The following is a 12,048-nucleotide window of genomic DNA, read 5'->3' as shown; positions in this document are numbered from 1 at the left end:
CGGTAATTTCGTATATTTATCCCCTCTCGCCGCATTTACTTGAACTTGCGTCAGAAAAATACTATTAGTAAAATCAGTCCCGCGAATATCTGCATCTCGCAAATCTGCTCCGATAAGATCTGCTCCTCTTAAATCTGCACCATTTAAGTTAGCCGCAATTAAGTAAGCTCCTCTTAAATTTGCACCTTGTAAATTTTTCTTTTTCAGATTCGCTCCCATAAGGTCTGCTCCGCGGTATATGATTCGTTTCTTACGCGCAGTATTCATTTCCTTCCATACTAATTCGCTCGTTTCTAAAAGAAGAATGTTCACCTCTGCCCTATGCATTGGAACATTTATTTTCATTAACTCATCTGGATTTAAATTCGAAAGTCGCTCTGTCTCCTCAATTGCGGTCTCCAGCTCTTTATGAATTGGCTGTGTTGCCTTTAAAAGAATCGCTTCATTCAAATACCAAAGCATTTCATGAAGTTGATGCATAACCGGAAAAGCATCGTACATTTTTCTTGCATGCTTTGCATCTTTCCGCCAATCAATTCCTTTAAACGTAACTTGAGAGATTTTCTGCCCAGCACCGAAACATTCAAATACTGTACAACCTTTATAGCCATTTCCTCTAAGATTTTTATGTATACTACATTTATAATCTGATTGTAAATTAGAACATGGCTTCCCACCATCTTTATTCACCGCAAAATCTACCGATGCTGCGAACGGTAATGCAACGCAACATAGACCGAAGCATGTTTCGCAGTTTGCTTTTAAATGATCGTTATGATTAGTCAAAATCTATACCCCCTGTTGTCTTTTGACTATTTCATAATATTCCAACTGTAATAAATAATCAATTTTAAAATAAACTAGCATCTTTCATTTCAATTCATAACTTTATCATTCGATTTCCTTTCAATTGAAAAGGACTATTTCTATTTAATGAATTATAATTAAATTATAAATTTTCAAATTAAAAGGAGGCTTATTATGGCACTAGAAATGAAAACAAACTGTCAAATTTGCGATCAATCGCTCGAGCAAAATTCTGAAGCTTACATTTGTGTATATGAATGTACATTTTGCGCACCATGTACAGAAGAAAGACAAAACGTTTGTCCAAACTGCGGCGGCGAATTAGTACGTAGACCGAAAAAGAAACAATAAAAAGCAAAGCGATATCGCTTTGCTTTTTATTGTTTTCTGAGTTTATGAAATTATATCGAACACAACTTAAACATTTACAAACTTCACACAAACAGGCTCTGGCACAGCAACATCAGATTGTAAAAGTGTTAACTTACCTGTAGATTCATCTCTTGAAAATAACACAAGATTATGTGACTTTTCATTTGTAGCAACAAGGAACTTTTCAGTAGGATCTAATACAAAGTCTCTTGGCCAATTTCCTTCTGTAGATGTGTGTTCAACAAATGTAAGCTGACCTGAATTTTGATCTACGCTATAAACAGCGATACTATTATGACCACGATTACCTGCATATACAAAACGGCCGTCAGAAGAAATATGAATCGCACTTCCTTGATTATTTTCATCAAACTCTTCTGGAACAGTAGAAATATACTGTAATTCTGTAAAGGATCCTTCTGCAGGATTATATGTTAACACAATAACCTCTGAACTAAGCTCCGTCATCACATACGCATACTTTCCATTCGGATGAAAAGTAATATGTCTTGGACCACTTCCTGGATTTACAGATAAACGATTCACTTCTGTTAATGTACTATCTTTTACTTCATACGTAATTATTTTATCTATCCCTAAATCAACGCCCACTACATATTTTTCATCAGGAGTGTACCCCGCGTAATGTGCATGTGGTTTTTCTTGTCTTTCTTTATTCGGACCTGAACCTTCATGTGCCATAATAGATGAAGCAGGATTTACAGTTCCATTTTCTTCATTTATTTCAAAAGACTCAATCGTTCCTTTATGGTAATTCGCTGTAACTACTGTATGATTTCCACTATCAACACTAATATGACAAGGAGAAGCACCTTCTACTACTTGTCTATTTTTCGCTTTTAGTTCTCCAGTATGACTATCAATGGAATAAGCAGCTACACCGCCAGATTCGCCTTCCTTAACAACGGAATAGAGATATTCATTATTTCGGTTAATCGTTACATATGTAGGGTTATCCAGCTTAGCGGCAAGTGTTACATTACTAATTTTTTTTGCTTCTACATCTAGCGTAAATTTATATATTCCTTCGCTATTTTCTTTCGTGTAAGTTCCAACATATCCAATAAACTCTTTGTTATCCTTCATTTTCATAACCCTCTCTCCCTATATTTTTCGTTCATCATGCTTCTTAAAATATTTTATGTTGAAAGAGTATCCAAAAAATCGGAGTACCTCTTTATACGTTACCATATTTTCTGGGTAAATAGCTTTTAAACCCACTTTTTTTGATACGCTGCTATACTTTCATATTCTTCTTCCAATTGACGGGACAGACGGATATAGATTGGCGTTAAATCTTTATATTTTTCCACACTTTCCATGTTTGGCTCATGATGGAAATCTGCACCTACCATTTCAGAAACTACAGATAATGTATCTATTTCACCTAAACTATATAAACCGAGGATTGCAGCTCCTAAGCAAGAGCTTTCGAAACTTTCAGGAACATATACGTCTTGATGGAAAATATCCGCCATCATCTGTCTCCAAAGTTCCGACCTTGCAAAACCGCCTGTCGCTTGAATTTTTTTCGGTTCACCAATTAATTCTTTTAAAGCGAGAAGAACGGTATATAAATTATAAATTACTCCCTCTAAAACAGCACGGATAAGATGTTCTTTCTTATGATGCAATCCGAGTCCAAAGAAAGATCCGCGTGCATTTGCATTCCATAAAGGCGCTCTTTCCCCGGCTAAATACGGGTGAAATAATAAACCGTCAGATCCAGGATTCACTTTTGCTGCTATTTCAGTAAGTACTTCATATGGATCTTTCCCTAAGCGCTTTGCAAGTTCAATCTCTGAAGTACCCAATTGGTCACGAGCCCATCTAAAAATCATACCGCCATTATTAACTGGTCCACCGATTACCCAATGGTCTTCAGTTAACGCATAACAAAAAATTCTACCTTTCGGATCTGTTACAGGACGATTTGTTACAGCACGAATCGCACCGCTTGTACCAATTGTAACAGCCACAACGCCAGGATCTATTGCATTTACACCTAAATTAGATAGTACTCCATCACTCGCTCCTACCACAAAAGGCGTAGAAACAAGTACATTCATCTCTTTGGCAAGCTCTTCATCTAATCCTGTTAAACTGTGCGTTGTTGGAACAAGCTTTGAAAGCTTGTCATCTGTAATTCCCGCAACATGTAAAGCCTCTTCATCCCATTTTAAAGATTTTAAATTGAACATTCCTGTCGCTGATGCTATAGAATAATCAATTACATATTCCTTATATAACTTATAAAAAACATATTCTTTAATCGAAATAAATTTATAACTTTTTGCAAACAATTCTGCCTGCTCATTCTGTAGCCAAACTAATTTCGAAAGTGGTGACATAGGATGAATTGGTGTGCCAGTACGAAGGTAAATTTCATGACCATTCATATCATTCTTTATTTTCTCCGCCCAGCCTGCACTTCTATTATCTGCCCAAGTGATACATTTCGTTAACGGCTTTCCCTTTTCATCTACAGCAATGAGACTATGCATTGCCGAACTAAAAGAGACACAAAAAATATCATCCTGCTGTACACTACTTGATCGTACAGTTTCTTTAATCGTATTTATTACTGCACGAAAAATTTCTTCTGGGTCTTGTTCTGCTGTTTCAGGCGTAGGAGAATATAAAGGATATTCAATTCCATGACTAGCAATAACAGATCCATCAGTAGAAAATAGAACTGATTTTGTACTAGTTGTCCCAATGTCTACACCAATCATATATTTTGAGCTCACCATTTCTTCCTCCTAACAAAAAATCCCTACAGTATCCTAATAATATAAGAACCATAAAAATACATTTATTTTATCTATTCATAACGTTATGTGCTAAAGTTATCTCTCTACATTCATATAAAAATATCCTTATTTTAAACAAACATATCGAGTAGTAAAACTCCTCCAAAAGCGATAAATGAAAGTAACGTTTCTAATACCGTCCATGTTTTAAATGTTTCTTTCACTGTTAACCCTAAGTATTCTTTTACCATCCAAAAACCAGCATCGTTTACGTGTGAAAACATGAGTGCTCCTGCACCTGTTGCAATAACGAGTAACTCTAAGTTCACACCTGTCGTATTTTCAACGATTGGCGAAACAATACCTGCTGCTGTTGTTAAGGCGACTGTCGCTGATCCTGTCGCAATTCGAATTAATCCAGCAACCATAAATGCTAATACAATTGGAGATAGAGCTAAATGTTCAGACATTTGAGCAATAGCATTCCCTACACCACTATCGATAAGAATTTGCTTAAATCCCCCGCCGGCACCTATAATCGCAACAATAGAACCGATTGGTAATAAGCTATCTTCTGTTATCTTCTTAATAGCTTTTTTATCGATACCTTGACGAAATCCAAGAAAATAGAACGCCGCAAAACATGCAATCAATAGCGCAATGATAGGACTACCGATTAATGTGACAATCTTCATCAAAGTATTAGAAAGAGGCACATAAGGAGCTGCTGCAGCTAAAACCATTAACATAACAGGTAACAATATAACTAAAAATAAAACTCCTATTCCTGGTAATTTCGTTGATTTTGTATTTACACGAATCAATACTGGCTCATTTTCAGGAATTACACGTTTGTGAATCCATTTCGCAAATATAGGACCTGCAATAATCGCTGCAAAAAATGTAATAATGAGTGAATACAATAGTACCTTCCCAAGATTCGCCTTATAAATACCAATTGCAACGATTGCCCCTGGATGCGGAGGAACAAGACCGTGTACGACAGATAGCCCAGCAATTGCTGGTAATGCTATCAATAAAATATTTTGTTTCGTTGTTTTATGAATTGAAATTACTAACGGCAGTAATATTAAAATGCCTACTTCAAAAAACACCGGAATTCCAATAATAAACCCTGCAATTAACATAGCCCATGGTAAGTTTTTTATCCCAAAGGATTTAATAAAGAACTCTGCCACTTGCATTCCAGCACCTGACTCTGCCATCATTTTCCCTAAAATTGTACCTAATACTAAAATGCCTACTAAATGTCCGAGAACACTTCCGACTCCCGTTTCATAAGCACTCACTATTTTATCCATTGGCATTCCAGACATAATTGCTAAAAACAAACTTGCAACCGTTAAACTAATAAACGCATGCCATCTCCACCACGATACCCCTAAAATAACAATTACAATTGATAATAATGTAATAATTAAAAGGTACATATTCATACTCAATCCCCCTTTATGTAAACCCTTTCATAATTACTATATAATTAAAAGAACCTATATAGTTCTTACTTGCGTAAAAGATACCTTTTCATATTGCTATACGTTTAAAAGCATCTTCACATCATAATGATTTATATAAAAAGAATCTCCCTTATCAGAGATACACGTTAACTACTCTCTCTAATAAGGGGATTTCTCTTTAATAATTATAATGTTATTGTGATACATGCTTCATACGAACATATTTTCCTTCTTCAAAAGTGAATGGCACTTTCTTCTGTTGCTGTTTTCACGTAGTAAGACTCCAAACTCGGGATCCAAGTTAAACGATGAAGTTACCTAGGAATCTGTCCTCTCATGAAAAACAATTTTCGGAAAGCTTCCTTCACTTTCACATATTATAATTTAGGTGCTTTTGCCCAATCTGCAGCGAACTTTTCAATGCCTTGGTCTGTTAATGGGTGCATAGCAAGTTGCTCGATTACTTTATAAGGGATTGTTGCAATATGAGCACCTGCCATCGCTACACGAGTTACATGATCTGGATGTCTGACAGAAGCCGCAATAATTTGTGTATCTAATTGATGAACATCGAATAATTCAGCAATTTTAGCAACTAATAATACGCCATCTTCAGAAATATCATCTAAGCGTCCTAAAAATGGAGAAACATACGTTGCACCTGCTCGAGCAGCTAAAAGTGCTTGGTTCACAGTGAAAATAAGTGTAACGTTCGTTTTCACACCTTTTTCAGTAAGATAGCGACAAGCTTCTAATCCTGCTAGCGTCATTGGAAGTTTTATCGTGACGTTTTTATCGCCACCGTTAATTTTAATTAATTCTTCTGCTTGAGCAATCATTTCTTCAGCTGTAACAGCATCTGGCGTTACTTCTGCCGAAACAGACTCCACTTTAGGCACTGCCTGACAAATTTCTGCGATACGGTCTTCAAACTTAACGCCCTCTTTTGCTACTAAAGAAGGATTCGTTGTAACACCAGCTAAAACTCCAAGTTTATATGCTTTTTTTATGTCCTCAAGATTTGCAGTATCAATAAAAAATTTCATGATCAATTCCCTCCAGTTTTTAAACGTTGATGAGTTACATGTTTAATATGCTTATCCCGTAAAAGCCCGATTGGTATGGAATAAAGCCCCTACTTATTAAAGTTTCACTTTATTTCTTTTCTACTGCATGTCCGCCAAATTCATTGCGCAGAGCTGCTACAACTTTTCCTGTAAATGTATCATTGTCTAATGAGCGGTAGCGCATTAATAGAGACATTGCGATAACAGGAGTTGCTGTTTGAAGGTCTAATGCTGTTTCTACTGTCCATTTTCCTTCACCAGAAGAATGCATAACACCCTTAATTTCATCCAGTTTTGCATCTTTAGAAAATGCATTTTCAGTCAATTCCATTAACCAAGAACGAATTACTGAACCGTTGTTCCATACTCTTGATACTTTTTCATAATCGTAGTCAAATTCACTTTTCTCTAGAATCTCAAATCCTTCACCAATAGCAGCCATCATACCGTATTCAATTCCGTTATGAACCATTTTTAAGAAGTGACCACTACCAGCTTTTCCAGCATATAAGAATCCATTTTCTACAGCAGTATCGCGGAAGATAGGTTCAACGATGTCCCAAGCTTCTTGATCTCCTCCGATCATGTAACAAGCACCATTACGAGCGCCTTCCATTCCGCCAGAAGTTCCTGCATCCATAAAGTGAATGCCATCTTTCTTTAATTGCTCATATCGGCGGATAGACTCTTTATAATGTGAATTACCAGCTTCAATTAAAATATCTCCTTTTGATAAAAGTGGTGTAACCTCATCAATAACAGAATCAACAACAGCGTGTGGTACCATTACCCAAAGAATTCTTGGTGATTGTAATGACTGAACAAGTTCACTTAAACTAGATGTACCTGTAGCCCCATACTCTTTCATTTCTTCTACTGCGCTCGTATTTAAATCAAATGCTGCTACTTCATGTTTATGATCCATTAAATTTTTCCCTAAATTTAATCCCATTTTACCTAAACCAATTAATCCTACTTGCATAATATAATTCCTCCTCAGATTATCTTTTATTAAAAATCCATATCACTACGATTTTGAATACCTTTCAGTATCGATAAATCCAGAAAGGTATTCATAGTCATAGCTTAAGAATTCAATACATTTTTTGTAATTCGAACAACATTTTCTGTCGTAAATCCAAATAGATTCATGACTTCAGCTCCAGTTCCTGAAGCTCCAAATGTTTCAATTGATAGCACTTTGCCTTCTTGTCCTACATAACGCTCCCAGCCGAGAGAGACACCCATCTCAAGAGATACTCGTTTCGTTACAGAAGACGGAAGAACCAATTCTTTATATTCTTTCGATTGGCGATCGAATAGCTCCCAGCTTGGCATTGCAACGATGCGAACAGAAACATGATCTTCTTCTAATTTTGCTTTCGCACTAGCAGCTAAGGATACTTCAGAACCTGTCGCAATTAAAATTACATCCGGATTTTCATTTGTTTGCGTTAATACATAAGCTCCTTTAGAGAGATTCTCTACGTTCGCTTTCGTTTCATTAAACACCGGTAAATTTTGACGGCTAAGTACTAAAACGACTGGACCATCCGTTTGCTGTAAAGCATATGCCCAAGCACTCGCTGTTTCATTCGCATCTGACGGGCGGATAACTGTTAGACCAGGAATTGCCCGAAGAGCTGCCAATTGTTCAATTGGTTCATGCGTTGGACCATCTTCTCCTACAGCAATCGAATCATGTGTGAATACGTAAGTAACTGGTAACTTTTGCAGTGCAGCAAGTCGAATTGATGGACGAAGATAATCGTTAAATACAAAGAATGTACTTACGAACGGTTTTACTCCTCCATGGAGAGCCAGTCCATTCGCTGCCGCGCCCATTGCATGTTCACGTACACCGAAGTATATATTTCGGCCAGCATACGATTCTACTGCATACACTGCTTCACCTTTCATATCTGTCATAGTAGAATGCGAAAGATCTGCACTTCCACCAAAAATAGAAGGAATCGATTTCACATAATGGTTAATAGCTTCCCCACTTGCAACACGAGTGGAAATCGTTTTTTCAGTATCAAAGGATAGAATGTCTTTCACTTCGATTAAAACCTCACCTGTAATCGCTTTTTCTAATTCATCTGCCAATGTAGGGTTCGCTTCTCTGTATAAGTTGAACTGCTCATTCCAGTCATTGTCTTTTTCAATACCTTTTTGTTTTAGTTCATTAAAATGAGCTTTTACTTCTTCAGGTACAAAGAAGTCTTCCTCATAATGCCAACCATACACTTGTTTTGTAGCTGTCGCCTCTTCTACTCCAAGTGGGTTACCATGTGCTTTGTTTGTTCCAGCAACTTTTGGACTTCCATAACCTATAACTGTTCTAATTTCTATAAGAGTAGGTTGGTCCGTATTTTCTTTCGCTAATGTAATGGCTTTTGTAATAGCATCGACATCGTTTCCATCTTCAACTCTTACATATTGCCAATGTACAGATTCTGCCCTTTTCTGAATATCTTCAGAAAAAGCAATGCCTAATTCACCATCAAGTGAAATTTCATTTGAATCATACAGTACAATTAACTTGCCAAGTTTCATATGTCCTGCCATTGACATCGCTTCATAAGCGACACCCTCCATTAAATCACCATCTCCAACTAAAGCATACGTATTGTGATCTATAATAGAGTGACCATCCTTATTAAACTTCGCTGCTAAATGAGCTTCTGCCATTGCCATTCCGACAGCATTAGCAATCCCTTGTCCTAACGGGCCTGTAGTCGCTTCAACTCCAGGAGTATGACCAAACTCAGGATGTCCTGGTGTTTTACTATTTAACTTTCTGAAGTTTTTCAAGTCATCAATTGAAACGTCATATCCAGCTAAATGAAGTAGGCTATATAATAGACTAGATCCATGTCCCGCCGATAAAACGAAACGATCACGGTTAAACCATTCTGGATGATTAGGATTGTGATTTAAATGATTCGCCCATAGTGCATAAGCCATTGGTGCTGCTCCCATCGGAAGACCCGGATGACCTGAATTTGCCGCATTTATAGCATCAATCGATAACGTACGAAGTGTATTCACTGCTAATTGATTTATGTTTTGTGTCATAGTAATCGTCCCCCTAAATGCTTTCATGAAAGAAAGTACTTATTTTTCCGTCTCTTGATCTAACCACCATTTAAATCCACTTTCTTGCAACAGTTCATTAGACGCTTCTGGACCATATGAACCAGACTCATATTCATGAAGCGGTAATAAGTTTTCCTCGAATGCTTCAAGAATTGGTTGTACCCATTCCCATGACAATTCAACTTCTCTCCAATGTGCAAAGAATGTAGCGTCTCCACTCACAGCATCATGAATGAGTCTTTCATACGCTTCAGGTACTCCCACATCCGCTTGCTCACAAGTAAAGTTAATACGCATCGGTTCAATTTCTCCATTTTTCAATGGATTTTTACTATTTAACTGTAATGAAACATTCTCACCTGGGCTAATTTCAATTATTAATAAGTTAGGTTCTGCATTTGGATTATTATCTTGATATTGCTGTTTTAACGTATTTTTAAATTCGATTACAATACGAGTAGACTTTTCTTTCATTCGTTTTCCTGTTCGTATATAGAAGGGAACGCCAGTCCAAAATGGATTATCGATCCACAAACGAGCAGCAACAAATGTGTCTATGTTAGAAGAAGGATTTACTCCTGGCTCCTCTTTATACGCTACAACTTGCCCACCTTTTATCTCTCCTGAAGAATATTGACCGCGAATGATATGGCTTTGAACGTCTTCTTTTTTTACTTTGCGAAGCGTCTCCATTACCTTTCGTTTTTCCTCTCGAATTTCACATGCGTTAATTTTTTCCGGCAGATTCATAGCAGTCATCATTAATATTTGTAACATATGATTTTGAACCATATCTCGAATGGCTCCTGCGTGATCATAATATCCAGCTCTTTCTTCAACCCCAACCGTTTCACTAGCTGTAATTTGTACATTCGCTATATGTTCTTTATTCCAAATCGACTGGAGAACAGGATTTGCAAATTCTAGCGCTTCAAGGTTTTGAATCATCGGTTTACCTAAATAATGATCGATACGGTATATCTCGTCTTCTTCAAACGTGCGACTAAGCTTATCATTCAGCTCACGAGCAGATGTAAGGTCGTGCCCAAACGGTTTCTCAATCATCAGGCGTTTCCATCCATCCGTTTTATCAAGTCCGCTTTCCTTAATATTTAAAGCAATCGTCTCGAAAAATTCAGGAGCAACTGAAAGATAGAACATTCTATTACCTTTTATATGTAGTTCTTCTTCCCTTTCACGAACGACTTGTAATAATCTCTCATAGTCTTCCGGCTTACTCACATCTAATGGACAATAGCGAAAATTATCTAAAAAACCTTCCAGTTCCGGAGTACCTTCTTCCCTCTGACGAGAAAACGTCTCTATTGATTCTTTTATTCTTTCTTGAAAATCTTCATGAGATACTTGACGTCTTCCAAGCCCGATAACAGATATTTGCTTTGGAAGCTTTTGATCTCTATATAAGTTATATAGCGCGGGGTAAATTTTCCGTTTCGCTAAGTCCCCTGTCGCTCCAAATAAAACAAAGGTCATTGATTCCAAGTTCAGTCCCCCTCTTGTTGTATAATCCTCTTCAATATACTAAAAATGAATTGTACAGAAGCTCATACTCTTATACTTCCTGTTTTTATAAAAAAACAAAGAGTTATCTAATTCCAATTCTTTTTATACCTTTCGCTCTCTCATTGTCCCCAATATTAATAGTGGCAATTCAAAGCATTTCTACTGCAACTTACTTATTTATAGAACTTAACGAAATATTTTATATCTAATTACTTTTAGTAATTAGATAATCCTATGTCTAGTATATTAATCACATAAATTATTATCGTCAATAAAAATGTCTTGAATTAAATACTATTTATTTTGTAATACTTTTCTAAGTGTATTCCTAGTTACCATTCATTTTCAAAGATAATGATTGATATAATAAATATCAGTTTCATCAAAATCTTCAATTAATTTTCGGTTAAACTCGCGAGCAGACGTTACATTATAATCAAAAGGCTTCTCTATAATAAGACGGTTTAATCCTTTTGTAGTCCACAATCCACTCTCTTTAATATTTAAAGCAATCACATCAAATACTTCTGGTACAACAGATAGATAAAACATACGGTTTTCAGAAATATTTAATTCTGTTTCACGCTTTTTTACAAGGCTCAGTAAATCTTGATAGCCCACTATATTCGCTGTATCTAATTGACAATAACGAAATGTGCTAATAAATTCTTCTACTCCTGATTCGTCATCAGAAGATCTTCTAGCAAATGTAGCAAGGGATTGTTCTACCTTTGTTTGAAATTCCACATCTGACATTGCCCTTCTGCCAATACCGATAATTGAAATAGATTGCGGTATATTTTGATTACTAAATAGTTTGTATAAAGCAGGGTAAATTTTGCGTTTCGCCAAATCCCCTGTCGCTCCAAATAAAAGAAATGTCATTGAATCCATTTGTTCTCTCCCTTTTAAAACAATTGCTAG

The 12,048-nt window shown here is 36.4% G+C and carries 10 protein-coding genes; 1 reads left to right on the top strand and 9 read right to left on the bottom strand.

Annotation, left to right across the window (positions count from 1 at the left end):
• Positions 1 to 786: pentapeptide repeat-containing protein (locus MR170_RS11485; RefSeq protein ID WP_242308299.1), on the bottom strand; the 786-nt coding region annotated here is incomplete at its 3' end.
• Positions 787 to 981: 195 nt separating this feature from the next.
• Between MR170_RS11485 and MR170_RS11480 the strand changes: the two genes are divergently transcribed.
• Complete coding sequence (locus tag MR170_RS11480) at positions 982 to 1,158, top strand: DUF1272 domain-containing protein (protein ID WP_016080876.1); 177 nt, start codon at positions 982 to 984, stop codon at positions 1,156 to 1,158.
• A 66-nt stretch (positions 1,159 to 1,224) separates the two neighbouring features.
• Here MR170_RS11480 and MR170_RS11475 read toward each other — a convergent pair whose 3' ends face one another.
• The 8 genes from MR170_RS11475 to MR170_RS11440 all read right to left on the bottom strand — a co-directional run bounded on the left by MR170_RS11475 (position 1,225) and on the right by MR170_RS11440 (position 12,018).
• Positions 1,225 to 2,292 (bottom strand): lactonase family protein, encoded by a 1,068-nt coding sequence (locus MR170_RS11475; RefSeq protein WP_000782261.1) that lies wholly within the window; start codon positions 2,290 to 2,292, stop codon positions 1,225 to 1,227.
• Positions 2,293 to 2,411: 119 nt separating this feature from the next.
• Complete coding sequence (gene gntK / locus MR170_RS11470) at positions 2,412 to 3,953, bottom strand: gluconokinase (RefSeq protein WP_242308298.1); 1,542 nt, start codon at positions 3,951 to 3,953, stop codon at positions 2,412 to 2,414.
• Positions 3,954 to 4,084: 131 nt separating this feature from the next.
• Entirely contained in the window at positions 4,085 to 5,410 is a 1,326-nt protein-coding gene (gene gntP / locus MR170_RS11465; RefSeq protein ID WP_242308297.1) for a gluconate permease GntP, read from the bottom strand.
• 398 nt (positions 5,411 to 5,808) lie between these two features.
• Complete coding sequence (gene fsa, locus MR170_RS11460; protein ID WP_000667692.1) at positions 5,809 to 6,477, bottom strand: fructose-6-phosphate aldolase; 669 nt, start codon at positions 6,475 to 6,477, stop codon at positions 5,809 to 5,811.
• 109 nt (positions 6,478 to 6,586) lie between these two features.
• Positions 6,587 to 7,480 carry a phosphogluconate dehydrogenase (NAD(+)-dependent, decarboxylating) gene (gene gnd / locus MR170_RS11455; protein ID WP_053563941.1) on the bottom strand — a complete coding sequence of 298 codons (894 nt, stop codon included), beginning with the start codon at positions 7,478 to 7,480 and terminating at the stop codon, positions 6,587 to 6,589.
• 104 nt (positions 7,481 to 7,584) lie between these two features.
• Complete coding sequence (gene tkt, locus MR170_RS11450; RefSeq protein ID WP_242308296.1) at positions 7,585 to 9,579, bottom strand: transketolase; 1,995 nt, start codon at positions 9,577 to 9,579, stop codon at positions 7,585 to 7,587.
• A 39-nt stretch (positions 9,580 to 9,618) separates the two neighbouring features.
• Positions 9,619 to 11,103 carry a glucose-6-phosphate dehydrogenase gene (gene zwf, locus MR170_RS11445; protein WP_050844315.1) on the bottom strand — a complete coding sequence of 495 codons (1,485 nt, stop codon included), beginning with the start codon at positions 11,101 to 11,103 and terminating at the stop codon, positions 9,619 to 9,621.
• A 366-nt stretch (positions 11,104 to 11,469) separates the two neighbouring features.
• Positions 11,470 to 12,018, bottom strand: coding sequence for a glucose-6-phosphate dehydrogenase (locus tag MR170_RS11440; RefSeq protein ID WP_242308295.1), 549 nt, complete (start codon positions 12,016 to 12,018; stop codon positions 11,470 to 11,472).
• Between the last annotated feature and the right edge of the window lie 30 nt (positions 12,019 to 12,048).

The sequence above is a fragment of the Bacillus cereus group sp. BfR-BA-01524 genome, assembly GCF_022662595.1.
Lineage (GTDB): Bacteria > Bacillota > Bacilli > Bacillales > Bacillaceae_G > Bacillus_A > Bacillus_A thuringiensis_S.
Note: the sequence above shows the minus strand (reverse complement) of the source record. Positions and strands in the feature narration are given on the sequence as shown.

Bases quoted from the DNA above. Each gene is read 5' to 3' on its own strand.
- MR170_RS11480 (WP_016080876.1), top strand. From the start codon at position 982: ATGGCACTAGAAATGAAAACAAACTGTCAAATTTGCGATCAATCGCTC.
- MR170_RS11475 (WP_000782261.1), bottom strand. From the start codon at position 2,292: ATGAAAATGAAGGATAACAAAGAGTTTATTGGATATGTTGGAACTTAC.
- gntK (WP_242308298.1), bottom strand. From the start codon at position 3,953: ATGGTGAGCTCAAAATATATGATTGGTGTAGACATTGGGACAACTAGT.
- gntP (WP_242308297.1), bottom strand. From the start codon at position 5,410: ATGAATATGTACCTTTTAATTATTACATTATTATCAATTGTAATTGTT.
- fsa (WP_000667692.1), bottom strand. From the start codon at position 6,477: ATGAAATTTTTTATTGATACTGCAAATCTTGAGGACATAAAAAAAGCA.
- gnd (WP_053563941.1), bottom strand. From the start codon at position 7,480: ATGCAAGTAGGATTAATTGGTTTAGGTAAAATGGGATTAAATTTAGGG.
- tkt (WP_242308296.1), bottom strand. From the start codon at position 9,579: ATGACACAAAACATAAATCAATTAGCAGTGAATACACTTCGTACGTTA.
- MR170_RS11440 (WP_242308295.1), bottom strand. From the start codon at position 12,018: ATGGATTCAATGACATTTCTTTTATTTGGAGCGACAGGGGATTTGGCG.